The organism is Paracoccus aeridis, assembly GCF_004923205.2.
Lineage (GTDB): Bacteria > Pseudomonadota > Alphaproteobacteria > Rhodobacterales > Rhodobacteraceae > Paracoccus > Paracoccus aeridis.
Genome location: NZ_SELD02000015.1, coordinates 62,872 through 76,900, shown reverse-complemented (window position 1 = coordinate 76,900; position 14,029 = coordinate 62,872). Strand labels below are relative to the sequence as shown.

General features: G+C 70.1%; 12 protein-coding genes. 4 read left to right on the top strand and 8 right to left on the bottom strand.

The window, feature by feature from the left end:
* Nucleotides 1-5: 5 nt before the first annotated feature.
* From ELI80_RS06370 to ELI80_RS06345, 6 genes are read right to left on the bottom strand one after another with little or no spacing between them, the layout of a single operon-like run.
* Nucleotides 6-911, bottom strand: a complete 906-nt coding sequence (locus ELI80_RS06370; protein WP_136650281.1) for an ABC transporter permease — start codon at nt 909-911, stop codon at nt 6-8.
* Nucleotides 908-1,846: an ABC transporter permease gene (locus ELI80_RS06365; RefSeq protein ID WP_136650280.1), complete on the bottom strand. Its 939-nt coding sequence runs from the start codon at nt 1,844-1,846 to the stop codon at nt 908-910. Before ELI80_RS06365 ends, ELI80_RS06370 begins: the two co-directional genes overlap by 4 nt.
* Complete coding sequence (locus tag ELI80_RS06360; RefSeq protein ID WP_136650279.1) at nt 1,839-2,672, bottom strand: ABC transporter ATP-binding protein; 834 nt, start codon at nt 2,670-2,672, stop codon at nt 1,839-1,841. The genes ELI80_RS06365 and ELI80_RS06360 overlap by 8 nt, the downstream gene beginning before the upstream one ends.
* A complete protein-coding gene (gene hydA / locus ELI80_RS06355) occupies nt 2,672-4,123 on the bottom strand; it encodes a dihydropyrimidinase (protein ID WP_136650278.1) in 1,452 nt (483 codons plus the stop codon). The genes ELI80_RS06360 and hydA overlap by 1 nt, the downstream gene beginning before the upstream one ends.
* Complete coding sequence (locus ELI80_RS06350) at nt 4,120-4,620, bottom strand: hypothetical protein (protein WP_136650277.1); 501 nt, start codon at nt 4,618-4,620, stop codon at nt 4,120-4,122. Before ELI80_RS06350 ends, hydA begins: the two co-directional genes overlap by 4 nt.
* Complete coding sequence (locus ELI80_RS06345) at nt 4,617-5,900, bottom strand: Zn-dependent hydrolase (RefSeq protein WP_136650320.1); 1,284 nt, start codon at nt 5,898-5,900, stop codon at nt 4,617-4,619. Before ELI80_RS06345 ends, ELI80_RS06350 begins: the two co-directional genes overlap by 4 nt.
* Before the next feature lie 146 nt (nt 5,901-6,046).
* Here ELI80_RS06345 and ELI80_RS06340 point away from each other — a divergent pair, with 146 nt between their 5' ends.
* The 4 genes from ELI80_RS06340 (at nt 6,047) to amaB (ending at nt 11,464) form a co-directional block, all read left to right on the top strand.
* Nucleotides 6,047-6,673 (top strand): TetR family transcriptional regulator C-terminal domain-containing protein, encoded by a 627-nt coding sequence (locus tag ELI80_RS06340; RefSeq protein ID WP_136650276.1) that lies wholly within the window; start codon nt 6,047-6,049, stop codon nt 6,671-6,673.
* A 98-nt stretch (nt 6,674-6,771) separates the two neighbouring features.
* Entirely contained in the window at nt 6,772-8,088 is a 1,317-nt protein-coding gene (locus ELI80_RS06335; RefSeq protein ID WP_136650275.1) for an NAD(P)-dependent oxidoreductase, read from the top strand.
* Nucleotides 8,089-8,099: 11 nt separating this feature from the next.
* Nucleotides 8,100-9,398 (top strand): NAD-dependent dihydropyrimidine dehydrogenase subunit PreA, encoded by a 1,299-nt coding sequence (gene preA, locus ELI80_RS06330; protein WP_136650274.1) that lies wholly within the window; start codon nt 8,100-8,102, stop codon nt 9,396-9,398.
* 527 nt (nt 9,399-9,925) lie between these two features.
* The gene (gene amaB / locus ELI80_RS06325) at nt 9,926-11,464 is read left to right on the top strand and encodes an L-piperidine-6-carboxylate dehydrogenase (protein WP_438943056.1); all 1,539 of its coding nucleotides are present in this window, start codon (nt 9,926-9,928) and stop codon (nt 11,462-11,464) included.
* A gap of 346 nt (nt 11,465-11,810) precedes the next feature.
* Here amaB and ELI80_RS06320 read toward each other — a convergent pair whose 3' ends face one another.
* Together ELI80_RS06320 and ELI80_RS06315 are read right to left on the bottom strand one after the other, a co-directional pair.
* On the bottom strand, nt 11,811-12,815 hold the full coding sequence (locus ELI80_RS06320; RefSeq protein ID WP_136650273.1) for a phosphotransferase family protein: 1,005 nt from the start codon (nt 12,813-12,815) through the stop codon (nt 11,811-11,813).
* Nucleotides 12,812-14,023: an acyl-CoA dehydrogenase family protein gene (locus tag ELI80_RS06315; RefSeq protein ID WP_136650272.1), complete on the bottom strand. Its 1,212-nt coding sequence runs from the start codon at nt 14,021-14,023 to the stop codon at nt 12,812-12,814. Before ELI80_RS06315 ends, ELI80_RS06320 begins: the two co-directional genes overlap by 4 nt.
* Between the last annotated feature and the right edge of the window lie 6 nt (nt 14,024-14,029).

Genomic DNA, 14,029 nt, shown 5'->3' with positions numbered 1-14,029 from the left:
GCCCGTTATGTCCGTTGTGACGGGTGCCAGAAGGTGACGCGGGACTCGACTGCCGACACGGCCCCGTAAAGCGCGGACCCCGCCAGCGCCGCCATCAGGATCTCGGCCCAGACGAGCGCGAGGTCCATCTGCCCCACCGCGGTCGAGATGCGGAACCCCATGCCGCGGGTCGGGCTGCCGAAGAACTCGGCCACGATCGCGCCGATGAGGGCGAGGGTGGTGGTGATCTTGAGCCCGTTGAACAGGAACGGCATCGCCGCCGGCAGGCGCAGCTTCGCGAGGCTTTCCCAGTAGCCCGCGCTCCACGTCGCCATCTGGTCGCGCTGCATGGCGTCGGTCGCGGCAAGGCCCGCGACCATGTTCACGAGGATCGGGAAGAACACCATCACCACGACGACCGCGGCCTTGGACTGCCAGTCGAACCCGAACCACATCACGAGGATCGGCGCGATCCCCACGATCGGCAGCGCGGCGACGAAGTTGCCGATGGGCAGAAGGCCGCGTTGCAGGAACGGCACCCGGTCGATGGCGATGGCGGTGGCGACCGCCAGCGCCGTGCCGATCAGCCAGCCGGTGAGCGCACCCTTCACCAGCGTCTGCCAGAGGTCCGACAGGATCATCGGCAGACTGGCCGCGAAGCGCGCGCCGATGGCCGAGGGCGCGGGCAGGATGACCGAGGGGACCGCGTAGACCCGCACCCCGATCTCCCACAGCGCGAGCAGCGTCACCCCGAAGACCATCGGGATCGCCGCCTGCGCCGCCCGTCCACCGCGCCGGGCCAACAGCCCGTTGGCTAGCCACCCCACAGCCCAGAGCGCCGCAAGCAGCCCCAGCCGCGCATCCCACAGCGCCGCGACCAGGACCAGGGCCGCCAGCGCGAGGACGCCGAGGCGCGGGGCCGCCGCCGTCATCGCGCCAGCCCCATGCGGCGCAGCGTCACCCGCTCGATGGCGCCGATCAGCCAGACCAGCGCGGCGGCGAGGATCGCGGCGGCGAACAGCGCCGACCAGATCTGGATCGTCTGTCCGTAATAGCTGCCCGACAACAGTCGCGCGCCAAGGCCCTGCGTCGCGCCCGCCGGCAGCTCGCCCACGATCGTCCCCACCAGCGCCGCCGCGATCGCGACCTTGAGCGACGCGAACAGCCACGGCAGCGACGACGGCAGCCGCAGGTAGCGCAGCACCTGCCCGCCGCCCGCGTTCCACGACCGCATCAGGTCGAACTGCATGGGATCGGGCGCGCGCAGGCCCTTCACCATCCCGACCAGCACCGGGAAGAACGACAGCCACGCCGCAATCAGCGCCTTGGGCAGCAGCCCCGTGACGCCCACGCTCGCCAGAACCACGATCACCATCGGCGCGATGGCCAAGATCGGTACGGTCTGCGACGCCACCGCCCACGGCATGATCGACAGGTCCATGACCCGGCTGTGGACGATCCCCACGGCAAGCAGGATCCCCGCCGACGACCCCAGCGCGAACCCCGCGAGCGTCGCCGACAGGGTGATCCAGCCGTGCCAGACGAGACTGCGCTTCGAGGTGATCTTCTGCCCCGCCACCCCGTCCCACAGCCCCGCCGCGACCTGGTGCGGCGCCGGCAGGACGGGGCGTTCCTGCACCATCGTGGCGCGGACCACCTGCGCGGCGGTCACCGTCTCGCCCGCCCGCGCGGCCTGGTCGCGGACCCAAGACGCGTTCATCCAGACGGCGGCCAGATACCAGGCCGCGACGATCGCGGCGAGGACGGTGAGGACCGGCAGGACCGACTGGCCTGCTTTTCCCCAACCCCACCCGCGCCGCGTGACGGACGCCGCGACGAGGGCCGTCGGGACCGCAGGCTCACTCATCCCCGTGACCCGCATGCCCCGCCCGCAGCCCCTCGCGGACCCGGTGCGAGATCTCCGCGAACTCCTTGCTGTCGCGGATCTCCAGCGGGCGGTCGCGCGGCAAGGGGCTTTCGATCACGTCGGTGATCCGGCCCGGGCGCGGCGACATGACGACGATGCGGGTCGACAGGTACACCGCCTCGGGGATCGAGTGGGTGACGAAGCCGATGGTCTTGCCGGTGCGCGCCCACAGCGCGCGCAGCGCCTCGTTCAGGCGGTCGCGCACGATCTCGTCCAGGGCGCCGAACGGCTCGTCCATCAGCAGGATGTCCGCGTCGAACGCGAGCGCCCGCGCGATCGAGGCGCGCTGCTGCATTCCCCCCGACAGCTGCCACGGGTAGCGCCCGCCGAACTGCGACAGCTCCACCAGCTCCAGCACGCGGGCGATCCGCCGCTGCCGGTCGGCCTTGTCGAAGCCCATGATCTCCAATGGCAGCGAGATGTTCCCGGCGATGGTCCGCCACGGATAAAGCCCCGGCGCCTGGAACACATAGCCATAGGCCCGCGCCCGCCGCGCCGCATCGGGGGACATCCCGTTGACCGTGAGCTGCCCCGCGGTCGGGCTTTCCAGCGCTGCGATCGCGCGCAGGAACGTCGTCTTGCCGCAACCCGAAGGGCCGATGAAGCTGACGAACTCACCCTGCGCGATGGTCAGGTTCACGTCCTTCAACGCATGGACCGGCCCGTCTGCGGTCGGGAAGGTGAGCGAGACGCCGCGGGCCTCGATCACCGGGTTCGCGGTTTCCGCGGCGGGCGCGGGACGCAGCGCGGGCCGCGGGCTGTTCATCACACCCCGCTCACCGGAATGCCGCCGCGCGGCACGGGTCGGGGCGCGGTCAGTGCCTTCCAGCTCGACAGCGCGCGGTTCACCTCGCCCCGCGGCTCGCGGGCGACGAACTCGCCGTGGCCCTCGCGGCTCGACATCGCGCCGTCCGTCACCGCGACATGGCCGCGGGTCAGGACGTAGCGCGGCAGTCCCTTCACGCGGCGCCCCTCAAACACGTTGTAGTCGATCGCGGACTGCTGGTCCGCCGCGGTGATCGTCCGCTCCGCCTGCGGGTCCCAGACGACGAGATCGGCGTCGGAGCCCACCAGCACCGCGCCCTTGCGCGGATACATCCCGAGGATCTTCGCGATGTTGGTCGAGGTGACGGCGACGAACTCGTTCGGGGTCAGCCGCCCGGTGCCGACCCCTTCGGTCCAGAGCACCGGCATCCGGTCCTGCAGGCCCCCGGTGCCGTTCGGAATCTTCGTGAAGTCGCCCAAGCCCGTGCGCTTCTGCTCGGTCGTGAAGGCGCAATGGTCGGTGGCGACGCAGGACAGGCTGCCCGCCGCCAGCCCCGCCCACAGGCTGTCCTGGTGGCGCCGGTTGCGGAACGGCGGCGACATCACCCGCCGCGCGGCGTGGTCCCAGTCGGGGTTCGCGTACTCGCTGTCGTCCAGCACGAGATGCTGGATCAGCGGCTCGCCCCAGACCCGCTTGCCCGCCTGCCGGGCGCGGCGGATCGCCTCGTGCGAGTCCTCGCAGGAGGTGTGGACGACATAGAGCGGCACCCCCGCCGTGTCGGCGATCATGATGGCGCGGTTGGTCGCCTCGCCCTCGACCTGCGGCGGGCGCGAATAGGCGTGCGCCTCGGGCCCGGTGTTCCCCTGGGCGAGCAGCCGCGCGGACAGTTCCGCCACCACGTCGCCGTTCTCGGCATGGACGAGCGCCACCCCGCCTAAGTCGCCGACGCGGGTGAAGCTGGCGAACATCTCCTCGTCGTTCACCATCAGGGCGCCCTTGTAGGCCATGAAGTGCTTGAAGCTGGTGATGCCGCGGCCGACGATGTCGGCCATTTCGTCGAACACCTGCTCGCCCCACCAGGTCACGGCCATGTGGAAGCTGTAGTCGCAATGCGCCCGCGCGGTCTTGTTGTCCCAGATCCTGAGCGCATCGAGCAGCCCCTGCCCCGGCGCGGGCAGCGCGAAATCGACGACCATGGTGGTGCCGCCCGCGAGCGCGGCACGCGTGCCGCTGTCGAAGTCGTCGGCCGAGTAGGTGCCCATGAACGGAATTTCCAGATGCGTGTGCGGGTCGATCCCGCCCGGCATGACGAGGCAGCCAGTCGCGTCGAGCGTCGTGTCGCCGGTAAGGCCCTGTCCGATGGCGGCGATGCGGCCGTTCTCGATCAGGACGTCGGCCTTGCAGGTGAGGTCGGCGGTGACGATGGTGCCGTTGCGGATGACGGTGGTCATTCCTTGGCTCCTAGAGGATACTCGGGAATATCGTTGAGTGCTAAGACCAGAAGTTCCGCCGAGTCAAATGGGTCAGACTGTCCGGTAATTTTCTTAATTGATCTCTTGAGCGGCGGCCAGCGATCATTATCCGCCGTATTTCGCACGCCGACGGGAATAAAGCTGTCTACGATATAGAAGTAGTTAGAATCCTTCGCGATGGAAGGAAACTTTGTGAGCATTGACTGAACGTCAGAAAGATCAAAGCTCGTTGGTGAATATGTCTCGTAGCGCTGCCCGGGACCCTGCCTAACAACGTCCGTAATCAGCCCGACATATAGCAGGGCCGTCTTCCGTCTAGCGGCACCGTCTTTCCTTACGTCCTCGGTCGAGCACAGCCCCAAAAATCGTCCGTGCAGCTCGTGGGAGTCGAAAAACATGTTCATTGCAATATTGGCTGCTAGAGTGCTCTGAACATTTACGAGGATTATCTTGTCGGCATCATCAAACGGGTTCACCCCTCCACCTCCGCCGCATCCAGCACCGCGTGCAGCAGCACGTCGGTGCCGTTCCGGGCCCAGGCTTCCGTGATCTCCTCGGCCTCGTTGTGGCTCAGGCCGTCGACGCAGGGGCACATGATCATCGCGGTGGGGGCGACGCGGTTGATCCAGCAGGCGTCGTGGCCCGCGCCCGACACGATGTCGCGATGGCTGAGCCCCAGGCGCTCGGCCGCGTTGCGGACGGTGGCGACCAGGCCCGGGTCGAACGTCACCGGGTCGAAGTGGCCGGTCGATTCGATCTCGATCCCCAGCCCCAGCTCCGCCGCGATCCGGGGCGCCTCCGCCTCCAGCCGCGCCCGCATCGTGTCCAGCTTCTCGCGGTCGGGGCTGCGGAAGTCGATCGTGAAGACGGCCTTTCCCGGGATCACGTTGCGGCTGTTGGGATAGACGTTCGCGTGGCCCACCGCGCCGACCGCGTCGGGCTGGCTGTCCATCGCGATGCGGTGCACGGCCTCGATGATCCGCGCCATGCCGAGGCCCGCGTTCACCCGCATGTTCATGGGGGTCGAGCCGGTATGCGCCGCCTTCCCCGTCAGCGTGACCTCGATCCACCAGAGCCCCTGGCCGTGGGTGACGACGCCGATCTCCTTGCCTTCCGCCTCGAGGATCGGGCCCTGCTCGATGTGCAGCTCGAACAGCGCGTGGATCGGGCGGCCGCCGACCGGCTCGTCCCCGGCCCAGCCGATCCGTTCCAGTTCGTCGCCGAAGCGCTTGCCGTCCGCGTCGGTCCGGTCGAGCGCCCAGTCGAGGTCGTGCATCCCCGCATAGACGCCCGAGGCGAGCATCGCCGGGGCGAAGCGGGTGCCTTCCTCGTTGGTCCAGTTCACCACCACGATCGGGCGGCGGGTGCGCACGCCCATGTCGTCGAGCGTGCGGACGACCTCGAGCGCGCCGAGCACGCCCAAGACGCCGTCGTACTTGCCGCCAGTGGGCTGGGTGTCGAGGTGGCTGCCCATCCACACCGGGGCTGCGTCGGGATCGGTCCCCTCGCGGCGGGCGAACATCGTGCCAAGGCGGTCCACGGCGACGGTCATGCCCGCGGCCTCGCACCAGCGGCGGAACAGGGCCCGACCCTCGCCGTCGGCGTCGGTCAGGGTCTGGCGGTTGTTGCCGCCCGCCACGCCCGGCCCGATCTTCGCCATCTCCATCAGGCTGTCCCACAGCCGCGCGCCATCGACGCGGAGGTTGGCGGTGACGTGACCTGATGCGGAACTGGTGCCGGCTGTCGTGGCTGGCATGTCGTCGGCGGCTGAAGGCATCTCGGCTCCCGTGACTTGATTTGACCAATCGGTCAGGATCAGCGTAGGGAGCGGCCATTCCCGCTGTCAACGATTTCGCAAGGCGGCCCGCAGCCAGCCCCGGATTGCCCGGAAAAGGAGCATCGATGCCCGCGGCCGAGGATCAGCCAGCTGCCAGCCCCGCCCGCAGCGCCCGCCGCCAGCAGACCGAATCGGCGATCCTGGAAGCGGCGCTCGACGTGTTCGCCATGCACGGCTTCCGCGGCACGACGCTGGACCAGATCGCCGAGCGCGCGGGGATGTCGAAGCCGAACCTGCTTTACTACTTCCCCAGCAAGGAGGACGTGCACGCGCGGCTCCTGGGCGATCTGCTGGACCACTGGCTCGCCCCCCTGCGCGGCATCGACCCCGGCGGCGAGCCGGTCGAGGAGATCCTGCGCTACGTCCGGCGCAAGCTCGCCATGTCGCACGACTATCCCCGCGAAAGCCGCCTGTTCGCGGGCGAGATCATCGCGGGCGCGCCGCGGATTTCCGGCTTTCTCACTGACGGGCTGCGGCCGCTGGTGGACGAGACGGTGGCGCTGATCCAGGGCTGGATCGCGCAGGGGCGGCTTGCGGCGGTCGATCCGGTGCAGCTGCTCTTCTCGATCTGGGCGCTCACGCAGCACCATGCCGACTTCGCGGCGCAGATCGAGATCGTGGCGCCGGGCGACCGCGCGGGCGACGCGGGCGCGTTCCTCGATCAGATGTACCGCCGCCTGCTCACGCCCTAGGCGCACGATTTGAAAAGTTCGCCGGGCGCAATTTTACCGTTTGATAAAATCCGGTCTGGTCGTACCGTCGAATCGTGCCTCGCCAGCAGGAGACCACGATGGACACCCCGACCACGGGGGCGAGCAGCGGCACACAAGGCGGGATCACCGCCGGCCGCCTGACGCCCGACGCCTACGCCGCGAACTTCGCCGACCTGCACCCGCCGTTCGACCCGCACGAAGCGCAGGTCGCCGCCGACCGCTGCTATTTCTGCCACGACGCGCCCTGCGTCACCGCCTGCCCCACCTCGATCGACATCCCGCTGTTCATCCGCCAGATCGTGACCGGGACGCCCGACGCATCCGCCAAAACGATCCTGTCGCAGAACATCCTCGGCGGGATGTGCGCCCGCGTCTGCCCGACCGAGACGTTGTGCGAACAGGCCTGCGTGCGCGAACTGGCCGAGGGCAAGCCGGTCGAGATCGGGCGCCTGCAACGCTACGCCACCGACCACCTGCAGCGGCAGGGGGCCCACCCCTTCGCCCGGGCAGAGGACACGGGCAAGCGCATCGCCGTCGTCGGCGCGGGGCCTGCGGGCCTTGCCTGCGCGCACCGGCTGTCAATGCTGGGGCACGGGGTCGCGCTGCTCGACGCGCGCCCCAAACCCGGCGGGCTGAACGAGTTCGGCATCGCCACCTACAAGACCACCGGCGGCTTCGCGCAGGCCGAGGTGGAGTGGCTGCTGCGGATCGGCGGCATCGCCTTGCAGAACGGCGTCGCGCTGGGGCGTGACTTCACGCTGGAAAGCCTGCTTTCCGAGTTCGACGCCGTGTTCGTCGGCGTGGGCCTTGCCGGAACGAACGGGCTCGACATCCCCGGCATCGACCTGCCCGGCGTCGACGATGCGGTCGATTTCATCGCCGCGCTGCGCCAGTCCGACCCGGCCGCGGTGCCGATCGGGCGCGACGTGGTCGTCATCGGCGGCGGCATGACCGCGGTGGACGCGGCGGTGCAGGCAAAGCTCCTGGGGGCGACCAACGTGACGCTGGCCTATCGCGGCCCGCAGGCGCGGATGAAGGCGAGCCTCTACGAACAGGAACTCGCCGCCGCGCGGGGCGTGCATGTGCTGCACGAGGCGGTGCCCGTCGCCGTCGAAGGCGCCGGCCGGGTCGCGGCGGTCGTCTTCGACCGGCCGGGCGAGCGGGTCCGCATTCCCGCCGACCAGCTGCTGCTTGCGATCGGGCAGCGGCTCGACCCCGCCGCCCTGCCCCCGACGCAAGGCGGCAAGATCGTCGTGGACGGCCCCGGCCGCACCCGCACCCCCCGCGTCTGGGCCGGGGGCGACTGCGCCATGGGCGGGGACGACCTGACCGTGACGGCGGTGGCGCAGGGACGCGACGCCGCGATGGACATCCACACCAGCCTGATGCGCTGAGGAGAAACGCCATGGCAAACCTGGCATCGACTTTCGCGGGGATCCGGTCGCCGAACCCGTTCTGGCTCGCCTCGGCCCCGCCCACCGACAAGGAATACAACGTCCGCCGCGCCTTCGAGGCGGGCTGGGGCGGGGTCGTCTGGAAGACGCTGGGCCTCGACCCGCACATCGTCAACGTGAACGGCCCCCGCTACGGCGCGATCTGGGGCGCGGACCGCAGGCTTCTGGGCCTCAACAACATCGAGCTGATCACCGACCGGCCGCTGCAGGTGAACCTCGACGAGATCGTTTCGGTCAAGCGCGACTACCCCGACCGCGCGGTCGTGGTGAGCCTGATGGTCCCCTGCGAGGAGGAGCCGTGGAAGTTCATCCTGCCACGGGTCGAGGCGACCGGCGCCGACGGGGTGGAGCTGAACTTCGGCTGCCCGCACGGCATGTCGGAGCGCGGCATGGGGTCGGCAGTGGGGCAGGTCCCGGAATACATCGAGATGGTGACGCGCTGGGTCAAGGCGAACACCCGGATGCCGGTGATCGTGAAGCTCACGCCGAACATCACCGACATCCGCAAGCCCGCGGCCGCGGCGAAGGCGGGGGGCGCGGACGCGGTCAGCCTCATCAACACGATCAACTCGATCACCTCGGTCGATCTCGACCTGTTCGCGCCCGAGCCCACGATCGACGGGCGCGGCGCGCATGGCGGCTATTGCGGTCCGGCGGTGAAGCCCATCGCGCTGAACATGGTGGCCGAGATCGCGCGGAACCCGGATCTCCGCGGCCTGCCGATCAGCGGCATCGGCGGCATCACCACCTGGCGCGACGCGGCCGAGTTCATGGCGCTGGGGGCGGGCAACGTGCAGGTCTGCACCGCGGCGATGACCTACGGCTTCCGGATCGTGCAGGAAATGATCTCGGGCCTGTCGGAATATCTCGACGAACGCGGCATGGCGCTGGCCGACCTCACGGGCCGCGCGGTCCCGAACGTCTGCGACTGGAAGGACCTCAACCTCAACGCGGTCAGCAAGGCATTCATCCACCAGGACCTCTGCATCAAGTGCGGGCGCTGCTATGCCGCGTGCGAGGATACCAGCCACCAGGCCATCGCCATGCTGCCGGGACGCGTGTTCGAGGTGAAGGATGACGAGTGCGTCGCCTGCAACCTCTGCGTCAACGTCTGCCCGGTCGAGGACTGCATCACGATGGAGCGGATGGCCGAAGGCGACGTGGACCCGCGCACCGGCCGCGTGGTGTCGTTCAAGCACGCCGACTGGACCACGCACCCGAACAACCCCGGCGCGGTCGCGGCGGAGTAGCGGCCGCGCGGGTCACGGGAACCCGCCCCGGTCTTCCGTCGCGCGGGAAGCCGTCACCACGCCAGCAGCGCGGGGTGGCCGCCTGTCTGGGCGGTGTCCACCCACGGCGGCGTTCGTGGGCGATGTGGCCGAGGTCGGGCGGTATGGCCACCGCGCGCGGCCAGGGCTTCGGTAGGGGGCGCATCGCGGTGCATTGGCGATGATCGCGAGATGGCCGACTTCAGGCTCAGCCTGACCGGGAAGATCTCGGGCCCCTGCTGGCAAGCCCGGTCGAGATGGAAGCGGTGGTCCGAACAGCACTTCCGGCTGGAATGACGCGCCCCGCGGCGCGACGGGAAACGGGCGGCTTCCGGCGCCGTGTCCAATGGACTATGCTATTGGCGATCGACGAGTCGGGCCGGTCGGTTGCCTCAGGCTGGCGGCGCCCGGCCGGTACGACCTGCATGGCTTCCGGCCGCAGCAACGACCAGCGCGTCGCGACATGCCCAAGGGGGGCCCGGGGCGCGGCAGACACACAAGGAACGGACATGACCTACGACCGGCACGACATGACCTTCAGCATCGCCAGCGACACGCGCGACGTCCTCGACCGCCTCGGGGTGGACCCCGCGCTTTACACCGGCGGCACGCTGGAAAGCTTCTCGCCGGTCACGGGCGAGCGGACGGCTTCGCTGCCCGAACATGACGCGGCCGCCGTCGCCGCCGCCGTGGGCCGCGCGGCAGAGGCCTTCCGCGTCTGGCGCGAGGTTCCCGCGCCGCGCCGGGGCGAGCTGGTGCGCCTGCTGGGCGAGGAACTGCGCGCCGCCAAGACCGACCTCGGCCGGCTCGTCTCGATCGAGGCGGGCAAGAGCCCGTCCGAGGGGCTGGGCGAGGTGCAGGAGATGATCGACATCTGCGACTTCGCCGTGGGACTGTCGCGCCAGCTCTACGGCCTGACCATCGCGACCGAGCGCGCCGGGCACCGGATGATGGAAACATGGCACCCGCTGGGGGTCGTGGGCATCATCAGCGCCTTCAACTTCCCGGTCGCCGTCTGGTCCTGGAACTCGGCGCTGGCGCTGGTCTGCGGCAACCCGGTCGTCTGGAAGCCGTCCGAGAAGACGCCGCTGACGGCGCTCGCGTGCCAGTCCATCCTCGACCGCGCGCTGGAACGCTTCGGCGACGCGCCCGAAGGCCTGTCGCAGGTGGTGATCGGCGGGCGCGAGGTCGGGTCCGCGCTGGTGGACGATCCGCGCGTGGCGCTGGTGTCGGCCACCGGATCGACCCGCATGGGCCGGCAGGTCGGCCCGAAGGTCGCGGCGCGGTTCGGACGCTCGATCCTGGAACTCGGCGGCAACAACGCCGGCATCGTCACGCCTTCGGCCGATCTCGACATGGCGCTGCGCGCGATCGCCTTCGGGGCCATGGGAACGGCCGGTCAGCGCTGTACCACCATGCGCCGCCTGTTCGTCCACGACAGCGTCTATGACCAGCTGGTGCCGCGGCTGATCAAGGCCTACGGCTCGGTCTCGGTCGGCAATCCGCTGACCACGCAGGCGCTGGTCGGCCCGCTGGTGGACCGCGCCGCGTGGGAGGGGATGCAGGCCGCGCTGGACGCGGCCCGGGCCGAGGGCGGCACCGTCCACGGCGGCGAGCGGGTGGCCGACGCCGGCCCCGAGGCCGCGTTCTACGCCCGGCCCGCGCTGGTCGAGATGCCGCGCCAGTCCGGCCCGGTGCTGGAAGAGACCTTCGCCCCGATCCTGTACGTCATGCGCTACACCGACTTCGAGGACGTCATCGCGCAGCACAACGCGGTGGGGGCCGGGCTGTCGTCCTCGATCTTCACGCTGGACCTGCGCGAGGCCGAGGCCTTCCTGTCGGCCTCGGGCTCGGACTGCGGGATCGCCAACGTCAACATCGGCACCTCGGGCGCCGAGATCGGCGGCGCCTTCGGCGGCGAGAAGGAAACCGGCGGCGGGCGCGAAAGCGGATCGGACGCGTGGCGCGGCTACATGCGCCGCGCGACGAACACGATCAACTATTCCCGCGCGCTGCCGCTGGCGCAGGGCGTCGTGTTCGACATCTGAGGCCGGGCGCTTTCACGGCCGACCGCGGGCAGGAAGGGAGAGACCTGCTCGCAGGGCGGCGCTCTTCCGCGAGACTGCCGGATCAGGCGGCCTTGGCGCGCGCCTGAGCGGGCGAGCGCCGCAGGTCAGCCCGGACCGACGCAGAGCGCGTCGCTGGATCGTCCGCCCCGGCCCTGAACAAGGCTGCGGGCGGACGCGATTCTCCCAAGGTGGACCCCGCGCCCCGCCGCGCCTGCCGGCTCCAGCCACGAAATTCCGGCCCTCGTGCCTTCGCAGGGACGCACAGGCCGCGCCAACGCGGCTTTCCCACGCGTTCGCGGCAACCAATCGTGCCGTTTGGCGAGACTCAGCCGGCCTCTGCCGCCGCCAGGCCGTGCCCCGCATACGCCCGCGCCAGCCGCATCGCATCGCCGGCCGCATCGCCGGCGGCGTTGCCCTGCAAAGCGCGGTCGGCGATGCCGACGAAGATCACAGCGAAGCGGAACAGGGCGAAGGCCTCGTGGAACGGCGTCAGCGCGACGGCATGGCGGCTCGCGGCAATGTATTCCTGCACGAACTCCTTTCGCGAGGGGATGCCCAGGGCGCGCCAGTCCAGATCGGCGAGGCCGCCGTATTCGTCCTGCCGCGCGCGCCAGAACATGCAGAAGAAGCCGAGGTCGGCCATCGGGTGCCCGAGGGTCGAAAGCTCCCAGTCGAGGACGGCGGCGACACGGGGGCGGTCGCGCGCGAACATGATGTTGCCGATGCGGAAATCGCCATGCGCGATGGACACGATGCCGTCATCCTCGGGGATGCGTGCGGCCAGCCAGTCGTGAAGCTGGTCAAGCTCCGGGACGCCGCGGCTCTGGGCCTGTTGCCACTGCTTGCCCCAGCGGGCCACCTGCCGGGCGAAGTAGTTGCCGGGGCGGCCGTAATCCCCCAGCCCGGTCGCGGCGGGGTCGATCGAATGCAGGGCCGCCAGCGTGCGCGCAACGGCGAGATACATGTCGCGGCGCTCCGCCGGTTCGGCGCCGGGCATCGCGGATTCGTGCCAGACCCGCCCGTCGAGCCGCTCCATCAGGTAGAAGGGCGTGCCCAGCACCGAAGCGTCGTCGCACCAGGCCACCATCTCCGGCACCGGCACGTCCGTTCCGGCGAGCGCCCGCTGGATGCGGTATTCGCGGTCGATGGCATGGGCGCCCTTCAGCAGCGGCCCCGGCGGCTGCTTGCGAAGCACCAGACGCCGCCCGCCCGCGGTCACGAACCAGGTCGGGTTCGACTGGCCGCCCGCGATCGGCCGGATCTCGGGCGCGCCGTCAAGGCCGAGGTTGTCGCGCAGCCAGCCGCCGAGCGCCGCGGCCTCGGCGGTCATTCCACCCCCTCGACCGGCCATTGCCAGAAGTCGCGGCCCTTTTCGGCCAGGTTGCGGTTGATGACCATCTTGTGCACCTCGTCCGCGCCGTCCACCAGCCGCGCCTGCCGGGCGTAGCGGTAGATCCATTCCAGCACCGTGTCCTTGGAATAGCCCCGCGCGCCGTTGATCTGGATCGCCCGGTCGGCGGCGTCGTGCAGCACGTTGGCAACCTGGATCTTGGCCATCGAGATCTCGGCCTGCGCGCGTTCGCCGCGGTCCAGCGCCCAGGCGGCCTTGGCGACCAGCAGCCGCCCGACCTCGATCCGCATGGCGAGATCGCCCAGCATCAGCTGGATGCTTTCGCGGTCGGCCAGACGGATGCCGAAGCCCTCGCGGCGGGCGGCGTACTCGGTCGCGACCTCGATGCAGCGCTTGGCGAGGCCCAGCCAGCGCATGCAATGGGTGAGCCGCGCCGGGGCAAGGCGGGTCTGCGTGACGCGCATCCCCTTGCCCTCGGCCAGCAGGACGTTCGCGGCCGGGATCTCCAGCCCCTCGAAGACGATCTCGCAATGGCCGCCATGCTCCTCGGGGCCCATGATCGGGATGCGCCGCTCGATGCGCCAGCCGGGCTGCGAGGCGTCGAACATGAGCGCGGTATGGGCGTCCTTCGCGCCTTCCGAGGTGCGGGCGATCAGGATGAAGTGCCGGGCCGCCTCGGCGCCGGTGATGAACCACTTGCGGCCCTCGACGACGTAGCGGTCGCCCTCGCGCCGCGCGAAGGTGCGGATCATCGAGGGGTCGGAGCCGCCGCCGGGCGCGGGCTCGGTCATCGCGAAGGCCGAGCGCACGTCGCCACGGGCGATCGGCGCCAGCCAGCGTTCCTTCTGCTCTGGCGTGCCGAGGCGGTTCAGCACCATCATGTTGCCGTCGTCGGGCGCGGCCGAGTTGAAGACGACCGGCCCGAAGATCGAGCGGTTCATTTCCTCGTAGCAGACCGCCATGCCGAGCAGTCCGACCCCGCGCCCGCCCTGATCCTCGGGCAGCTGCAGGCACCACAGGCCCGCGGCCCGGGCCTCGGCGCGGAGGGTCCCAAGGAGCCCCTCGTCGATGTTCTCATGCGCGTCGTAGCTGCCCGCATCGGCCTCCAGCGGAATCAGGCGGTCGTTGACGAACCCGGCGATCTGGCGGCGCAGGCGGTCGAGTTCGGGGGAGATGGTGAAATCCATGCTGCA

Excerpts from the sequence above, each read along its gene's own strand:
- ELI80_RS06370 (WP_136650281.1), bottom strand. The coding sequence starts at position 911 with ATGACGGCGGCGGCCCCGCGCCTCGGCGTCCTCGCGCTGGCGGCCCTG.
- ELI80_RS06360 (WP_136650279.1), bottom strand. The coding sequence starts at position 2,672 with ATGAACAGCCCGCGGCCCGCGCTGCGTCCCGCGCCCGCCGCGGAAACC.
- hydA (WP_136650278.1), bottom strand. The coding sequence starts at position 4,123 with ATGACCACCGTCATCCGCAACGGCACCATCGTCACCGCCGACCTCACC.
- amaB (WP_438943056.1), top strand. The coding sequence starts at position 9,926 with ATGACCTACGACCGGCACGACATGACCTTCAGCATCGCCAGCGACACG.
- ELI80_RS06345 (WP_136650320.1), bottom strand. The coding sequence starts at position 5,900 with ATGCCAGCCACGACAGCCGGCACCAGTTCCGCATCAGGTCACGTCACC.
- ELI80_RS06365 (WP_136650280.1), bottom strand. The coding sequence starts at position 1,846 with ATGAGTGAGCCTGCGGTCCCGACGGCCCTCGTCGCGGCGTCCGTCACG.
- ELI80_RS06340 (WP_136650276.1), top strand. The coding sequence starts at position 6,047 with ATGCCCGCGGCCGAGGATCAGCCAGCTGCCAGCCCCGCCCGCAGCGCC.
- ELI80_RS06315 (WP_136650272.1), bottom strand. The coding sequence starts at position 14,023 with ATGGATTTCACCATCTCCCCCGAACTCGACCGCCTGCGCCGCCAGATC.
- preA (WP_136650274.1), top strand. The coding sequence starts at position 8,100 with ATGGCAAACCTGGCATCGACTTTCGCGGGGATCCGGTCGCCGAACCCG.
- ELI80_RS06320 (WP_136650273.1), bottom strand. The coding sequence starts at position 12,815 with ATGACCGCCGAGGCCGCGGCGCTCGGCGGCTGGCTGCGCGACAACCTC.
- ELI80_RS06335 (WP_136650275.1), top strand. The coding sequence starts at position 6,772 with ATGGACACCCCGACCACGGGGGCGAGCAGCGGCACACAAGGCGGGATC.